Source organism: Polyangiaceae bacterium (assembly GCA_016715885.1).
GTDB lineage: Bacteria > Myxococcota_A > Polyangia > Polyangiales > Polyangiaceae > Polyangium.
This window is the reverse complement of record JADJXL010000020.1, coordinates 994,377-1,010,256: the sequence shown is the minus strand read 5'-3', so window position 1 is coordinate 1,010,256 and position 15,880 is coordinate 994,377. Positions and strand designations below refer to the sequence as shown.

Genomic DNA, 15,880 nt, shown 5'->3' with positions numbered 1-15,880 from the left:
TTGGCAATCGGAGGAATGAATGACCGTCGAGCACGAGCATGATCCGACGCTGCGAGCAGACCATGGGCCTCGGCTGTGCGACGATACCTATTGGGCGCTTGCCGTCATTTCATCGTTGGCGATTGCGTTCGAGTGGGATGTCGTGCGTGACCGTGTGCGACGGCTGCAAAGCAACGTGGATGAATTGCCAGCAACCGAGTCGGACACGCTCGAGGGCGTTCTACAAGTGGTTCATCCGTCGGATCGGGACGTGTTTCGAGCGAACGCTCGGTCAGCGCTGGAATCGGAAGACGGTATTTACCAATCCGAATTCCGAATCATCAGGCCGAATGGTGAAGTCCGATGGCTCGGTGAATTTGGGCGCGTTGAATTCGATGCAAACCACCGCCCACTGCGGCTCGTTGGTATATCGCATGATATTACCGACCACAAGCGCGCCGAGGAAGCGCTAAAAGAAGCGGATCGACGAAAGGATGAATTTTTGGCCATGCTCGCGCACGAGCTGCGCAATCCGCTCGCCCCGATTCTCAATGCGGTCCAGCTTCTTCGTTTGATTGGACCCGTGCCTCTTCGGCAGCAAAAACTTCACGACGTGCTCGAACGGCAAGTAAATCAACTCGCCCGGTTGGTGGACGATCTGCTGGACGTATCGCGCGTATCGCGCGGAAAAGTTCAGCTCCGAAAAGCGTTCATTCATCTCGATGATGTGGTAGGACAAGCGATCGAGACGAGCCGCCCACTGATTGATGCACGTAATCATCATTTGACGGTGAACGTGCCACTGGATCCGATTCTTTTGGATGGCGACTTCGCTCGATTGGCGCAGGTCGTGAGCAACTTGCTGAACAATGCGGCCAAGTATACGGACGAAGGGGGCTGCATTGAATTGAATGTGGATCGGGTGATGAACGATGGCCAGATGGAGGCTGTCATTCGAGTAGCCGACAATGGTCGAGGAATGGATCCTCAAGCCATGAGGAATTTGTTTCAACTCTTTTATCAGGTCGACCGGAATTTGGACCGTTCCGAGGGGGGCTTGGGCATCGGGCTGTCGCTCGTGAAGAATCTCGTCGAAATGCACGGCGGGCGTGTCGAGGCGCATAGCGCCGGACGAGGTAAAGGAAGCGAATTCGTCGTGCGTCTTCCGGTGCGTGTCGACGATGTGGCGCCGCGGAAGCCGAACGGCGGTGCGCCGCGGACAATGGCGAGCAGTGGCTTGCGGGTGCTCGTGGTGGACGACAACCGCGATGCGGCGGATACGCTCGCGCAATTGCTGGAAGTCGAGGGGCACGAAGTTTTGCGGGCGTACGATGGTAAAGGGGCTGTCGAGAATGCTCTTGAAACGCGGCCCGATGTGATATTGCTCGATATTGGCCTCCCTCACATGAGTGGTTTCGACGCTTGTCGCGCGATGCGGCACGGCGGATTGAATCATGCGGTCATCATCGCAACGACGGGATATGGCCAGGACGATGATCGACGATTGTCGCGAGAAGCCGGATTCGACGCGCATCTCGTCAAACCAGTCGATCTGCAGACGATCCGCAACGTGCTGGCATCTCGAGCGGCTAAGGCAGCATGAGGACGATGGTGAGTCAGATTTCCTCCTGCCGGGCATTGCCTGAATTTGTGATTGTGCATGCGTCGTGGTACGAGCGGCGGCGTACGGTCATGGGTCACGGGTTTGCCGGCAAAACTTTCGCGTTTGCGGTGGATTGGCGGATTTGATTATCGAGTCGAAGTGCAGAACTTGCGCCGCGACCGCAATCGCTGCGCCCGAGTGATTGACGTTCGAGGGAAAAATCGCGGGAAATCCGCTCGGCTCACAAATTGCTGTCGGACGACGCTCGTGGACCCAGCGCCTTCGACGAATCATTGCCTGCATTGTGGTGGTCCGTGTTCAGCGGACGTCACGGCGGCATTCTGTTGTGCTGGTTGTCGCTTCGTATACGAATTATTGCGAGACGAACGGCTCGATCGTTACTACGCGCTTCGGGGCGACAAGGGTGAGCCTGTCACGACGACTGTGGAAGGTCGCGATCAAAAGTGGCTCGAACCCATCGAAGCCGAGCTTGTAAAGAGTGCCGGACTTTTCCGAATTGACCTCGACATCCAAGGTTTGTCGTGCGCCGCGTGCGTTTGGCTCATCGAACAGTTGTTTCGCCGCGAGGCTGGAGCTGCCGGCATTGTCGTCAATCCGGCACTTGGTCGTATTCGGCTCACGGCGTCGCGTGAATTCCCGTTGCGCCATTTCGTGCAGCGAGTCGAATCGTGCGGCTATTTGTTGGGGCCCAAGCTGAAGAGCGACGAGAGCCCGTCCAATGGGCTTCTGTTTCGCATGGGAATCGCCATTGCCATCGCGATGAATGGCATGATTTTGGCCATCTCCATGTACGCGGGTCTCACCGAGGGGCCCCTGCATCGGCTCTTTCTCACGCTCTCGTTCGGGCTCGCGACGGCAAGCGTGCTCGTGGGCGGATCGTATTTCGGAAAAAGCGCGATCGCCGGTTTGCGTCGCGGCGTATTGCATCTGGATTTGCCCATTGCGCTCGGCATTCTGCTCGCGTATGCCTCGTCGACGTGGGCATGGCTTGCGCATGGGCTCACGACGTATTTCGATACGCTGACGGTCTTCATTGCGTTGATGCTCGTCGGGCGTTTTCTGCAAATGCGGCTCATCGAGCGCAATCAGAAGCGGCTGCTCGCGAGTGACGGTGCCGAAGGGCTTTACACGCGGCGGCTCGAGGGGAGCGAGGTCGTTTTGCGACGCGCCGTGGAAGTTCGCAAAGGCGATACCTTGGTCATTGCGCCGGGCGATGTGGTGCCCGTTTCGGCCGATCTACTTGGGCAAGATGCCGCGCCGTTTTCGCTCGATTGGGTCAATGGGGAAAGCGCGCCACGCGTCTTCGAGCCTGGGCAAACCATTCCCGCGGGGGCATTTCTTGCGGATGCGCGAGCTAAAATGCTTCGTGCAGCGGATGATTTTGCTGCGAGCAGTCTCGTCGACTTGCTTCGCGCTCCGCCCGGCGATGGTCGCGATGGACGTGCGACGGCGTATTGGCGCACCTTTGCTCGCGTATACGTAGCCGCCGTGCTCGTGATTGCGTTTTTTGCGCTCGTCGTTGGATACGCGCTCACGCTCGATCCGCGCGCGGCGCTCGAGCGAGTGACGGCGGTATTGATCGTCACGTGTCCTTGCGCATTCGGTATTGCGACGCCTCTCGCGTACGAAATCGTCGGTGCGCGGCTTCGCAAGGCTGGTCTTTTCGTGCGTTCGGCGTCATTTCTCGATCGTGCAGCGCTCGTGCGAAAGATCGTTTTTGACAAGACGGGGACGCTCACGACGGGAAAGCTTGCAATCGAGGATGTTTCGCCCGCGGCGATGCTTTCGCCTCTCGAATCGCGCGTCCTGAAAAACCTTGCCGCTCGCAGCACGCATCCCAAGAGTGCTGCTCTTTCTCGCGCGCTCGGAACGGACGACTTTTGGCCGGATCTCGTGACCGAAGAGATTCCGGGTCGTGGTGTTCAGGCGAGCGTGGATGGGCATTCGTATCGTCTTGGCGCGCGCGAGTGGATTGACCCGTCGAGCGACATCGAATCGGATGTGGCATTTGGGGTCGACGGTCGGATTCTCGCTTCGTTTCGCACCGTCGAGGACCTTCGTCTCGATGCGCGTGCCGAAGTGCGTGCATTGCGGGAAATGGGATACGATATTGGAATTTTGAGTGGGGATTCTCAGGAGCGCGCTCTCGAAGTTGCGGCAGCGTGTGGCATAACGCCGGAGAATACCGTGGGAGGAAAGAGCGCCGAAGCGAAGGCGGAATGGGTTAGCGCGCATGACGAGGGCGATCTGTTGTTTTTGGGCGACGGAATCAATGACGCGCTCGTGGCGACCGAAGCGACGGCGAGCGGCACACCGGCCATCGATCGGCCATTTCTCGCGGCGCGCACGGATTTCTATCTGGTCACGCCGGGGCTATCGCCATTGCGACTTGCGCTCGCGTATGCGCGAAGGTTGCGTCGCGTGCTTGGATTCACGTTGTCGGTGGCGATTGCGTACAACGTCGTGACGGTCGGTTTGGCGTATGCGGGGCTCATGACGCCGCTGCTTTGCGCGGTGCTCATGCCGCTCTCGTCGCTCAGCACGATTGCAATGGTCATCGTATCGCTCGACGAGCGAAGGAGTGGTGAACGGGTGCGCTTGCAAAATCTCGCACCTCACCCCCCAACCCCCTCTCCCCGTCGCCGCACTGCGGCTCCGCGGAGAGGGGGAGTTTTCGGAGCAAGTTTCGCCTTCTTTCCCCCTCTCCGCGGCGCAAGGCGCCGGGGAGAGGGGGCCAGGGGGTGAGGTGCAATATGGAAGCCATTCATTTGCAAGTTTTCGTGAGTTTTCTGCTCGTCGTGGGCTCGCTTTTGGCGTTTGCCTACAGCGCACGTCAGCGCGACGACGAGCACGCGGATCGGCTCGCGCTTTTGCCGATTGAAGAGGAAAGTTCCACCCCCCATCGTGGAGGAAAGAGGAAGTCATGACGGCAAGTGCATTGCTCGCAGATGCTTCGCAAGAGGCGGCGAGCCCCTATCGTGCGAACGTCCAAAAACGGACGATTACGTACGATGATCAGATTGCGCGATGGTTCATTTTCGCATCGGTCGCGTGGGGGATCGTGGCGATGCTCGTCGGCGCGCTTGCTGCGTTGCAGCTCGCGTTTTTCAAGGCAAACGTTGCGCCCATGCTGAGTTACGGGCGTCTTCGGCCGCTGCATACGAATGCCGCGATTTTTGCGTTCGTCGGCAACATGATGTTTGCCGGCATCTATTATTCGACGCAGCGGCTCGTGAAAGCCACGCTTGCCTCCAAATTGCTGGGGCGGATTCACTTCTGGGGCTGGCAAGGCATCATCGTCTCGGCGGCGGTGACGCTTCCGCTGGGCATTACGCAGTCCAAAGAATACGCCGAGCTGGAATGGCCCATCGACATCGCGATTGCGGCCGTGTGGATCGTCTTCGCCGTCAACTTCTTCTGGACGCTCGCAAGACGCGCCGAAAAACAACTGTACGTCGCCGTGTGGTTTTACATCGCCACCATCGTGACCGTGGCGGTGTTGCACGTCGTCAATGCGCTGTCGATCCCCGTTTCTCTGCTGAAGAGCTATTCGGTGTTCGCCGGTGCGCAGGATGCGCTCGTGCAATGGTGGTACGGCCATAACGCCGTCGCGTTTTTCCTGACGACGCCGATTTTGGGAATCATGTATTACTTCCTTCCCAAAGCGGCCGAGCGTCCGGTGTACAGCTATCGGCTGAGCATCATTCACTTCTGGGCCCTCGTTTTCGTGTACATCTGGGCCGGCCCGCACCATTTGCTCAATACGGCACTCCCCGATTGGGCGCAAACGCTCGGCATGATCTTCAGCGTCATGCTCTGGGCTCCGAGCTGGGGCGGCATGCTCAATGGGCTGCTCACGTTGCGAGGTGCGTGGAACAAGGTCCGTGAAGATCCGGTGCTCAAGTTCTTCGCCGCGGGCATCACGTTTTATGGCATGGCCACGTTCGAGGGGCCGCTGCTCTCGATCAAGAGCGTGTCGTCGCTCGCGCATTACACCGATTGGATCGTCGGCCACGTACACGCCGGAGCGCTCGGTTGGAATGGTCTCATGGCGGCGGGCATGTTTTACTGGATGGTACCTCGGCTTTTCGGCACGAAGCTGTATTCGCGTCGCGCTGCCGAGCTCCATTTCTACATCGGCACCTTGGGCATTTTGCTCTACATCATTTCGATGTGGGTCAGTGGCATCACGCAGGGCATGATGTGGCGCGCCGTCGATGCGCAGGGCAATCTGCTCTATCCGAATTTCGTCGAAACCCTCGAAGCCATCAAACCGATGTACTGGACCCGCCTCGTCGGTGGAACGCTCTATCTCATCGGTATGATCGTGATGGCGTGGAACCTGTGGATGACCGCAAAGAGCGGCGTGGCTGTCGATGGCCAAGCCGAAATCGTCGTCGAGGTGAAGCCCGAAAAGGAAGTCAACTGGAAGAACATCGTATTCGGCCCGCCCGTTCTCGTCACGACGCTCGGCCTCGGATTTCTCGGAATGGCCGGCTTCGCGAACGGCGTGGACACGGCTGCATTCATCGTGCTCGCCATCCTCGTCGGGTACTTGGGGATCTACTTCATCACGTTGGCGAAGCGCCCGGACAAACCCACGTGGCATGCGATCATTGAAGGTCGCGCGCTGCTCTTCACGGTGTTCACGGTCATTGCGGTCCTCATCGGCGGTGTTGCGGAAATCGTCCCATCGATCGTCATGCAACAAACGGACGGTGAAATCGCCAAGAAGACCAATCCGCCTTATCGTGCACTCGAGCTCGAGGGGCGTGACGTGTACATCAAGGAAGGCTGCTACACTTGCCATTCGCAAATGATTCGGCCATTCCGCTTCGAAACGTCGCGCTATGGTGACGTATCGAAGCTCGACGATTCGCGCTGGGACCATCCATTCCAATGGGGATCGAAGCGCACGGGGCCCGATCTCGCGCGGCTCGGCGGCAAGTACCCCAACGTGTGGCATTGGCAGCACATGATTGATCCGCGTTCGGTGTCGGCCGGGTCGAACATGCCTTCGTATGCGCACCTCGAGCACGCGCGTATCGATTTCAATGGAACGTCGGACAAGCTTCGTGCAATGCGTAGCGTGGGCGTACCGTACACGCCGGACGACATTGCGGCGGCTCCGAAAGATGCGGCTGCGCAAGCTGCGGAAATCGTTGCGGATCTCGAATCTCAGGGCATTGCCGCGGACCCCGCGAGCGAGCTCGTGGCGATGACCGCGTACTTGCAGCGCATTGGCAAAGCGCCCGCGCCTCCGCCGCCCGCGCCTGCACCAGCGACAGTGACGATGAAGAACCCGACTCCGGCTGGGAATTGAAAGGAAAGGGCCATGAAGCAAGCATTTCTTGCACCCATTGCACAGAGCCCGCTGCTCCTCTTGCCGCTCGCTGCACTGTTTCTGTTCCTGGTCGTTTTTGCGGGTTGGATCGTGCGTACTTACGCAAAGCGACCGGAAGCATACGCCGAGCTCGCGGCGCTGCCGCTCTGCGACGACGACCCGCGCGCGTTTCGGAAAAACCCTACCGATGATGTTCGGGAGGTGAGTCATGTCGAATGAACAACATCCGCCGGATAGTGGCGGCGAAAAGATCGTCCACGAATACGATGGAATTCTCGAGGCCGATAACCATTTGCCTCGGTGGTGGCTCTTTACGCTGTATGCGGCAGTTGCTTTCAGTGCCGTATATTGGATGGCGTACGAGGCCCTGAAAACGCTGCCTTCGCCGGGCGCTGAGTTTGCCGTCGAGCAGGCGAAGGCAGCCGAGGCCGCGGCTGCAAAGCTCAAGGCATTGGGCGAAGCGAATGACGATAGCCTTTCGGCGATGGCGAAAAATGACTCAGCCAAAGCGGAAGGGCAGGACGTTTACCAGAAAAATTGTCTGGCTTGTCATGGTCCCACGGGTGGTGGTGGTATCGGCCCGAACTTGACGGACAATGCCTGGTTGCACGGGGGCAAACCCATGCATATATATTCGACCATCAAGGATGGTTTTGCCAAAAATGGCATGCCCGGGTGGGGCAACCTGGTGGGCGAAGAAAAGGTGCGTGTGGTGACGGCCTATGTGCTGTCGATCAAAGGGACGAACGTGCCGGGGGGCAAAGCGCCGCAAGGCGTACCCGAGGAGTAAGCAGCGTTTCGAGCGAGTCTCGGCGCAGCACGTGTCGAGGCTCGCTCGGGGAGCGTGGGAAAAACCCACGAATGCGATATGTCACGAGTTCACCTGCCCGTATTGCCACCGAACGAAGGCGAAATGCAAAGCTCGCTTCGTGCCGATGGTTCTCGAAATTGGGTGCAACCGGCCGATGTTCGAGGCCGTTTTTCCCGCGCGCGAAAGCTCGTTTTTCTCGCTCTCATCGCCATATGGGCAGTGATTCCGTGGATTCGTATCGATGGTCGTCCGGCGCTCATGCTCGACGTCGAACGCCGGCAGTTTTTCCTCTTCGGCGCGACGTTCAACGCGCAGGATCTGTGGCTCTTGTTTTTCTTGCTGACGGGTGTCGGCTTTGCTCTCGTCTTGTTGGCATCGACGCTCGGGCGCGCGTGGTGTGGTTGGGCGTGTCCGCAAACGGTATTTTTGGAAGGGCTGTACCGCCCCGTGGAGCGGCTTTTGGAAGGCTCCCGTGAAGTCCGCATTCGCCGTGACAAGGGGCCGTGGAACGCGGACAAGATTGTTCGCAAGGTTTTGAAGCAAATCGTCTTCGTGATGCTTTCGGCATTCGTTGCGCACGTATTCGTTGGATATTTCGTCAGTGTGCCGCGGCTTCTCGACATGATGAAGGAGCGTCCGTCGGCGCATCCGGAAGCTTTTGCATGGGCCATTGCGTTGACGGCCGTCTTTTACGGGAATTTCGCGCGTTTTCGCGAGCAGCTCTGTATTGGAATCTGCCCTTATGGCAGGCTACAATCGATCCTGATCGATCCGAATTCGCTCGTCGTCGGCTACGACAAAAAGCGCGGCGAACCGCGCGGCAAAGCGACGGATCCGAATGCCGCGGATTGCGTGGACTGCAAACGATGCATTGCCGTTTGCCCGACGGGCATCGACATCCGCAATGGCTTGCAGCTCGATTGCATTGCATGCACGGCGTGTATCGATGCGTGCGACGAGGTCATGGACAAGCTGGATCGGCCTCGGGGTCTCATTCGGTACGATTCTCAAAATGGTCTCGCAGGCGAAAAAACGCGTATCATGCGGCCTCGCGTGTGGCTCTATCTCGCGCTGGGCCTCGTGGGTTTGATTGTCGCAACCGTTGCGACGCGCACGCGGACATCGTTCGAGGCAAACCTCCTGCGAGTGCCAGGTATGCCATTTTTGCTCGATGGCGACGATGTTCGCAATGCATTCACGATTCACCTCGTAAACAAAAGACCGGATGCAGCCACGTTCCTCGTGGAGCCGCAACCTGCGCCCGGAATTACATGGGTCGTGCCCATGAACGAGCCGGATGTCGCGGGCCTCGCGGGGCTCTCCGTTCCCATCACGGCGACGGCCAAGCGGTCGGAAATGAAGGGAAATGTTCCGATCCGCATTCGCATTAAAAGCCCGTTTGAAGAACGCATCGTGGAAGGAACGTTCGTCGGGCCAACCGCGGGAACCGGGAAATCTCGAGCAGCCGGGAGTGGGCCATGAACATGTTGTTGCTTTCGATGGGCACGGCAGCAGCACTCGGCGCGACGAGCGGATTGCATTGCGCAGCCATGTGCGGCCCGATTGCAGCCGTTGGGACCAGCGCCGACGGAAAACTCGACAAAAGCCTCGTTGTTCGGTACCTCGGAGGTCGCACGATAGGGTATGCACTGCTCGGTGGTGCCGCCGGAGCTGTATCGGCGCCATTTGCAGGCGGCGAAGCGGGTGAAGCTGTGCGACTCGTTCTATCGCTCGTCGTCGCGGTTTTACTCGTTTATCGAGCAATCGTGCTCGTTCGTCCCGGGGTGAGCGAGCGCCTCGTCAAATTGGGTCGAAGTCCAAGCGACGCAGGGTTTTTCCGGACGCTCGTTCGATTCGTCCCGCGTCGCGGGTTTGGGCTTGGCTTGGCAACTGCGTTTTTCCCTTGTGGAGCGCTCTTGGCAGCAGTCGTCGCCGCGGCTTCGAGCGGGTCGGCTTTGGCGGGCGCAGCGATGATGGCGGTGTTTTCACTGGCGAGCGCGCCGCTATTGATGTTGCCGGCGTTTGCTGCGGCAAAGGTGGGGGCTGGTTTGCGCAGCGCATGGGCGCGAAAACTTGGGGCTGCCGTATTGGTCGCGGCGGCTGCGTGGGTCGTCGCGCCGCCCATTCGCAATCTTCTTGCACCGGCGGAAAAGCCCGCTTGTTGTGCTCATGGAGAGCACGCGTAAACGTGCGGCACGCTCACATTCGTGATGGACAACGTGTAGCAAAAGGAAGTAGGCTCGTTGTCTTGCGGCTCGCGCGCCGTGTGGATCATCGCGGAGGAATCACATGCGTCAAGGATGGGTGCTTGCACTGGGGTTGTCGGTGTTTCTTTTCGGGTGTGCGGAGGAAGAAGGCGCTCGAGCTCCCACGGTTCGCGTCATCGAGCTCGTCGAGCATGTGGAAAACGAATCGGTGACCGATACCGGAGCCATGGGGGATTCGGTCGGCGACATTCTCACATTTGCCAATTCGCTTTACGACAAGACGAATACGACCAAAGTTGGTACGGATCAGGGCTACTGCATACGCGTATCTGCCGGCGTTTCATGGGAATGTGAATGGACCGCGTTTCTTGCTGACGGACAGATCAGCGTGGCCGGGCCGTTTTTCGATGCAAAAGAATCGACGCTCACCATTACCGGCGGAACCGGTGCATTCAAGAGCGCGACGGGCGAAATGGCGCTCGGATTCCGTGAAACACAGCCGCCCACGGTCGAATACGATTTCGTGTACACGGTCGTGCTCGAAGAATAATGACTCGGTCTCGGTTCGTCCGCAATTCGCGCCTCACCCCCTAACCCCCTCTCCAACTCCGCATTGCTCCGCAATGCTACGTGGAGAGGGGGAACTCGCCGCTTTTTTTCGGGCTCCCCCCTCTCCACGGAGCGAAGCGTAGTTGGAGAGGGGGGTTGGGGGGGGTGAGGCGCGGATGCGTCGGAGCCTGCTCAGCCCCCTTTAGACCCGGCCCCGAATCAACCTCCCACATTTTTCTCTCGCGATCCTGGTCCGTTTTTTCGTAGACTACGCCCCTTTCCAGCAGAGGGGCGCCGTATGAAACGTTTTCAAATGCTCATTGGGGGATCCTGGGTCGACAGCGCATCGGGAGAAACGCGCGAACTTCGCGATCCTGCAAGTGGCGAGCTCGTTGCGACGGTACCCGAAGCTTCGCGACAAGACGCTCGCCGCGCGATCGACGCGGCTCGCGAAGCCTTCGATCGTGGTCCTTGGCGCAAGACCTCCGCGCTCGATCGCGCCAAACTTCTCTTCAAGCTCGGTGAAGCCATCAATCGCGAAGCCGACGCGCTTGCCAAACTCGAAGTTCGAAGCTGTGGCAAACCCCTTGCCGAAGCGCAGTTCGACGTGTCGGACGCTGCCAACTGCTTCGAATTCTACGCGGGCCTCGCGACGAAAATCCATGGCGAAACGATGAACGTTCCCGCCAACAGCATGAGCTACGTCGTGCGAGAACCCGTCGGCGTTTGCGGGCAAATCATCCCCTGGAACTACCCGCTGCTCATGGCTGCGTGGAAGCTCGCGCCCGCACTTGCTGCAGGCAACACGTGCGTCCTCAAGCCCTCCGAGCTCACGCCGCTCACCGCACTCGAGCTTGGTCGACTCATCACCGAAGTCGGTTTTCCCGCTGGCGTCGTGAACATCATCACGGGTCCTGGAGCGGGTTGTGGCGAAGAGCTTGCCGAAAACACGCGCGTCGACAAGGTCGCGTTCACCGGCGGAACCGTCACCGGACGCAAGATCCTTCACGCCTCCGCCGGCAACTTGAAGAAGGTCACGCTCGAGCTTGGCGGGAAAAACCCCAACATCGTCTTCGCAGACGCAGACTTCGAGTGTGCCGTCGATGGCGCTCTGTTCGGCGCATTTGCCAACCAAGGTGAAGTGTGTTCGGCTGGATCTCGCCTGCTCGTCGAACGAACGATCCACGACGGGTTCGTCGAAGCGATGCTCGCGAAAATCCCGCGCATCAAGCTTTCACATGGCCTCGAAGACGGCTGCAAAATGGGACCACTCGTCTCGGCCGCGCATCGCGACAAGGTCGAATCGTACATCAAGATCGGCATCGACGAGGGCGCCAAACTCGTTTGCGGCGGCAAGCGACCTGCCGATCCTGCGCTCGCCCATGGGTTTTTCCTGGAACCGACCATCTTCGTGAACGTCACGCCAAACATGCGCATTGCACGCGAAGAAATCTTCGGGCCCGTGCTCTCCGTCTTGCCCTTCGACACGGAAGAAGAAGCCATCGCGCTTGCAAACGATACGGAATACGGTCTTGCTGCGGCCGTTTGGACGCGGAACATCAACCGAGCGCATCGCGTGATTCGCGAGCTGCGTGCAGGCATCACGTGGGTGAACACATACCATCCGACGTTCAACGAGATGCCGTGGGGCGGATACAAACAAAGCGGCACCGGTCGCGAGCTCGGGCTTTACGGCATCGAGGCGTATCTCGAGACCAAGCAAGTCAACATCAACTTGGACGAAGCTCCGATTGGTTGGTACTGAAAGTGTTTGTCAGGGTTCGTCGAGGAGTGTCCAAGTATGCGGATCAACTTGAAAACCGAGATCCCGGGGCCTCGTAGCAGGCAGCTCATGGATCGGCGCCGCGCTGCCGTCGCGCGCGGCCCGTTTCACGCGACGCCCGTGTTCGTCGCGCGCGCACGCGGAGCCGTCATCGAAGATGTCGATGGCAATCAGCTCCTCGATTTTGCATCGGGGATTGCCGTGACGAACCTCGGGCATTGTCCCGACGACGTCGTCGCGGCAGCCCATGCGCAAATCGACCGATTTTTGCATACGAGCATCAATGTCGTGCCGTACGAGGGCTACATCGAGCTTGCCGAACGGCTCAATCGAGTGACCCCGGGGCGTTTTGCCAAAAAAACGTTTTTGGCCAACAGCGGCGCCGAAGCCGTCGAAAATGCGGTAAAAATAGCGCGTGTGGCAACGGGCAGGCAAGCCGTCGTCGTATTCGAACATGGATTTCATGGCCGCACGTACATGGCCCTCAGCATGACGAGCAAGCTTGGGTATCGACAAGGGTTTGCCCCGTTTTGCGCGGAAGTGTATCGAACGCCATTTCCGTATGCATATCGATGTCCCGAAGCGGATGTTTCGGCGTGGGCGATGCGCGAGCTTCGTGAGCTCGTTCTTCATCACGTGGGCGCGAAAAATGTGGCCGCGGTCGTCATCGAATTGGTGCTCGGTGAAGGAGGGTTCGTCGATGCGCCTCCGGCGTTCGTCAAGGAACTCGCGGCGTTTTGCGCAGAGCACGGCATTTTGCTCGTCGTCGACGAAATTCAAACGGGATTCGGGCGCACGGGCAAACTTTTCGCGTGTGAACATTACGGAATCGAGCCCGATCTGTTGACGCTTGCCAAAGGTTTGGGGTCGGGTTTGCCCATTTCGGCTGTCGTGGGGCGCGCGGAAATCATGGATGCGCCCGTCGAAGGCGGTATTGGCGGCACGTTCGGCGGAAATCCGGTTGCCGTGGCAGCGGCACTCGCCGTACTCGACAGGTTCGAGGCCGATGGTGGAAAGATTTTCGAGCGTATTGCCGAAGTCGGCCGGCGCATCGAATCGCGACTTCTCGCGTGGAAAGACCATTTCGACATGGTTGGCGACGTGCGCGGTCTCGGTCCCATGCGAGCCATCGAGCTCGTGAAAAACCGTCAAACCAAAGAGCCGGATAAAAACGCGGCGAATGCGCTGGCGAAATATTGTTACGAGCATGGAGTCGTCGTGCTCGGCGCGGGCACGCATGGAAACGTGCTCCGATTCGCCGTGCCGCTCGTCATTGCCGACGACGAATTGGACGAGGGGCTTTCGATCATCGAAAGCGGCCTGGAAGTGATTAGCGGACATGCATGAGCCGCATGGACCATGCCACGGAAACCCCCATGGCGATAGCATGGGCAAGCTGATGAATTGGGAGGATGTGTAATGACGCGGTTGTTTCTTTCGGTATCTCTTGGGGCGCTTTGCGTGTTCGCAGGGCTTGGATGTACGCAAGAAAAGAAGCCTGACGGGGCGGCAACTCCAGCGCCGGAAAAAAGCGCGGCAGCCGCACCGTCGGCCGCAAAACCCGAGGATCCCGCAACGAAATTCAAGGGACAAACCTTGCAGCTCCTGACGTGGGAAGGTTATGCCGACCCGAAGTTCACCAAAGGCTTCGAGGATAAGTACGGCGTATCCGTCAAGTACACGTATTTCGGTTCGAGCGACGAGCTCGTTGCCAAACTCAAGGCAAGCCCCGGCGTGTACGACGTCATTTCGCCCTCGTCCGACGTTGCCTACACGCTCGTGCAAGGCGGCCTCGTCGATCCCATCGATACGGCGAAGATTTCGAGCTTCGGGGACTTGGCCGAAGCCTTGACCAAGCTCGATGACGTCAAAAAGGACGGCAAGCTGTACGGCGTTCCTTTCACCTGGGGACCCGATTACCTGATTTACGACGCCAATGTCGTAAAGGAAGAACCAAAGAGCTGGAAGGTCTTCTTCGACCCGGCGTACAAGGGCAAAGTCAGCCTTTGGGACGACATCTCCAACATCTATCTCATCGGGCAGGTTCAGGGTCTGGACAAGACAAACCCCGGTGCGCTCTACAACATGACCGACGAACAGCTCGCGGAAGCGAAGAAAAAGCTCGTCGAGCTGAAGCCGCAAATTCGTAAGTATTGGGCGACGGCCGGTGAGCTCAACGATCTGTTCAAGAACAAAGAGGTTGCGCTTGCGGTCGGCTGGCCGCTCACCGTAGGCGCGCTCAACAAAGAAGGGCTCAATTTGAAGGGCGTGATTCCGGAAGAAGGAGCGACGGGCTGGATTGACAGGCTCATGATCACGTCGTCGTCCAAGAACAAGGAATTGGCGCTGCTTTATCTCGATTACGTCACCACGCCCAAGGCGCAGGCGCTCGTATTCGACGCGACCGGTGGCTATTGCGTCGCCAATGCGAAAGCCAAGGAGCACATGTCGGACGAGCTGAAGAAGAGCCCGTGCGTGACCGAGGGCGAGACGTACTTCCAGAAGCTCAACTTCTGGCAATACGTCAAGGAGCGCAAGAAGTACAACGAGCTCTGGAACGAGGTCAAGAGCGCGAAGTAGTCGAGGGAATTGCAATGGGTACAGCGTCTGCCGATCGGGCAACCCCAGAGCGCGCGCCGCGTAGGCGGGCGCTGTACTTTCTTGCAATGCCACCTCTTTTGTGGCTCGCGTTCTTTTTGGTCGCACCTTATCTCGCGCTCCTCGGCCAAAGCTTTCTCGGATCGGATGATTTGGGAAACGTCGTTTTCGAGCCGACGGTTGCTCCGTGGAAAACATTTTTCTCGAAGGACCTTTATCGCGACACGTTGGGCTATACGTTCAGCGTCGCTGCCAAAGTCACCACGCTCAGTGTTTGTCTCAGCATTCCGCTTGCATATTTCATTGCTTTCAAAATGCAGCGCGGCAAGCAGCTCCTGTACACGCTCATCATCGTCCCCTTGTGGGTCAGCTACATCGTTCGAGCCTACGCGTGGAAGATCATTTTGGGGCGAGAAGGAATTCTGAATTCATTTCTCCAGTGGGCGCATTTCACCAGCGCTCCGGTGGATGCATTTCTTTATAGCGAGTGGGCCATGATCATCGGGCTCGTGCACATTTACACGCCGTTCGTGCTCATGCCCGTGTACACCGCATTCGAACACATACCTCGACCCCTCATCGAGGCCTCGAAGGACCTTGGTGCAGGCAGATTCACGACGTTTTATCGAGTCGTCCTGCCGCTGTCGTTCCCGGGAATCATTGCGGGTGCTACGTTCGCTTTCGTGCTCACGCTCGGCGATTTCCTCGCGCCAGTGTTGCTCGGTGGAACCGACAACATGATGATTTCCAACATCGTGCAGAATCTGTTTGGCACGTCGAACGATCGTCCGCTCGGATCCGTCGTGGGGATCATCATGCTCGTCGTCGTGGTGCTCGTCCTCGAAATGACGGCGCGAACCGAGAAGTCATTTGCGAGTTTGGAATCGGGGCGTGGGCGGTTTGGAGGCGCGCGGTGAAAGAGCGTCGATTCGACCTACCCACGTTTGCCGTGGGCTCTGCGGCGGCGTTCGTGTTGGCGTTCATA

At 58.7% G+C, this 15,880-nt stretch carries 12 protein-coding genes; all 12 read left to right on the top strand.

Translation table 11 applies throughout. The annotated features are described in order from the left end of the window. Positions 1 to 19 precede the first annotated feature (19 nt). The 12 genes from IPM54_29500 (at position 20) to IPM54_29445 (ending at position 15,812) form a co-directional block, all read left to right on the top strand. Complete coding sequence (locus tag IPM54_29500) at positions 20 to 1,582, top strand: response regulator (protein MBK9263927.1); 1,563 nt, start codon at positions 20 to 22, stop codon at positions 1,580 to 1,582. A 57-nt stretch (positions 1,583 to 1,639) separates the two neighbouring features. After that, on the top strand, positions 1,640 to 4,348 hold the full coding sequence (locus IPM54_29495) for a heavy metal translocating P-type ATPase metal-binding domain-containing protein (protein MBK9263926.1): 2,709 nt from the start codon (positions 1,640 to 1,642) through the stop codon (positions 4,346 to 4,348). Positions 4,349 to 4,526: 178 nt separating this feature from the next. Beyond that, positions 4,527 to 6,926, top strand: coding sequence for a cytochrome-c oxidase, cbb3-type subunit I (ccoN, locus tag IPM54_29490; GenBank protein MBK9263925.1), 2,400 nt, complete (start codon positions 4,527 to 4,529; stop codon positions 6,924 to 6,926). A 12-nt stretch (positions 6,927 to 6,938) separates the two neighbouring features. Next, on the top strand, positions 6,939 to 7,166 hold the full coding sequence (locus IPM54_29485) for a hypothetical protein (GenBank protein MBK9263924.1): 228 nt from the start codon (positions 6,939 to 6,941) through the stop codon (positions 7,164 to 7,166). Next, positions 7,156 to 7,737 (top strand): c-type cytochrome, encoded by a 582-nt coding sequence (locus IPM54_29480; GenBank protein MBK9263923.1) that lies wholly within the window; start codon positions 7,156 to 7,158, stop codon positions 7,735 to 7,737. The genes IPM54_29485 and IPM54_29480 overlap by 11 nt, the downstream gene beginning before the upstream one ends. A 123-nt stretch (positions 7,738 to 7,860) precedes the next feature. Next, complete coding sequence (gene ccoG, locus IPM54_29475; GenBank protein MBK9263922.1) at positions 7,861 to 9,240, top strand: cytochrome c oxidase accessory protein CcoG; 1,380 nt, start codon at positions 7,861 to 7,863, stop codon at positions 9,238 to 9,240. Further along, positions 9,237 to 9,944: a sulfite exporter TauE/SafE family protein gene (locus IPM54_29470; GenBank protein MBK9263921.1), complete on the top strand. Its 708-nt coding sequence runs from the start codon at positions 9,237 to 9,239 to the stop codon at positions 9,942 to 9,944. Before ccoG ends, IPM54_29470 begins: the two co-directional genes overlap by 4 nt. A gap of 103 nt (positions 9,945 to 10,047) precedes the next feature. After that, complete coding sequence (locus IPM54_29465) at positions 10,048 to 10,515, top strand: dirigent protein (protein MBK9263920.1); 468 nt, start codon at positions 10,048 to 10,050, stop codon at positions 10,513 to 10,515. Positions 10,516 to 10,812: 297 nt separating this feature from the next. Next, on the top strand, positions 10,813 to 12,279 hold the full coding sequence (locus IPM54_29460) for an aldehyde dehydrogenase family protein (protein ID MBK9263919.1): 1,467 nt from the start codon (positions 10,813 to 10,815) through the stop codon (positions 12,277 to 12,279). A 36-nt stretch (positions 12,280 to 12,315) separates the two neighbouring features. Then, positions 12,316 to 13,644 carry a 4-aminobutyrate--2-oxoglutarate transaminase gene (gene gabT, locus IPM54_29455; protein MBK9263918.1) on the top strand — a complete coding sequence of 443 codons (1,329 nt, stop codon included), beginning with the start codon at positions 12,316 to 12,318 and terminating at the stop codon, positions 13,642 to 13,644. A 72-nt stretch (positions 13,645 to 13,716) separates the two neighbouring features. Next, positions 13,717 to 14,877 carry an ABC transporter substrate-binding protein gene (locus IPM54_29450; GenBank protein ID MBK9263917.1) on the top strand — a complete coding sequence of 387 codons (1,161 nt, stop codon included), beginning with the start codon at positions 13,717 to 13,719 and terminating at the stop codon, positions 14,875 to 14,877. A 14-nt stretch (positions 14,878 to 14,891) separates the two neighbouring features. Next, a complete protein-coding gene (locus IPM54_29445) occupies positions 14,892 to 15,812 on the top strand; it encodes an ABC transporter permease (protein ID MBK9263916.1) in 921 nt (306 codons plus the stop codon). Positions 15,813 to 15,880 lie beyond the last annotated feature (68 nt).

What these genes read in the sequence shown, in the direction of transcription:
- IPM54_29460 (MBK9263919.1), top strand. Translation starts at nt 10,813, where the DNA reads ATGAAACGTTTTCAAATGCTCATTGGGGGATCCTGGGTCGACAGCGCA.
- IPM54_29485 (MBK9263924.1), top strand. Translation starts at nt 6,939, where the DNA reads ATGAAGCAAGCATTTCTTGCACCCATTGCACAGAGCCCGCTGCTCCTC.
- IPM54_29445 (MBK9263916.1), top strand. Translation starts at nt 14,892, where the DNA reads ATGGGTACAGCGTCTGCCGATCGGGCAACCCCAGAGCGCGCGCCGCGT.
- IPM54_29495 (MBK9263926.1), top strand. Translation starts at nt 1,640, where the DNA reads ATGCGTCGTGGTACGAGCGGCGGCGTACGGTCATGGGTCACGGGTTTG.
- IPM54_29450 (MBK9263917.1), top strand. Translation starts at nt 13,717, where the DNA reads ATGACGCGGTTGTTTCTTTCGGTATCTCTTGGGGCGCTTTGCGTGTTC.
- IPM54_29480 (MBK9263923.1), top strand. Translation starts at nt 7,156, where the DNA reads ATGTCGAATGAACAACATCCGCCGGATAGTGGCGGCGAAAAGATCGTC.
- ccoN (MBK9263925.1), top strand. Translation starts at nt 4,527, where the DNA reads ATGACGGCAAGTGCATTGCTCGCAGATGCTTCGCAAGAGGCGGCGAGC.
- gabT (MBK9263918.1), top strand. Translation starts at nt 12,316, where the DNA reads ATGCGGATCAACTTGAAAACCGAGATCCCGGGGCCTCGTAGCAGGCAG.
- ccoG (MBK9263922.1), top strand. Translation starts at nt 7,861, where the DNA reads ATGCAAAGCTCGCTTCGTGCCGATGGTTCTCGAAATTGGGTGCAACCG.
- IPM54_29465 (MBK9263920.1), top strand. Translation starts at nt 10,048, where the DNA reads ATGCGTCAAGGATGGGTGCTTGCACTGGGGTTGTCGGTGTTTCTTTTC.
- IPM54_29500 (MBK9263927.1), top strand. Translation starts at nt 20, where the DNA reads ATGACCGTCGAGCACGAGCATGATCCGACGCTGCGAGCAGACCATGGG.
- IPM54_29470 (MBK9263921.1), top strand. Translation starts at nt 9,237, where the DNA reads ATGAACATGTTGTTGCTTTCGATGGGCACGGCAGCAGCACTCGGCGCG.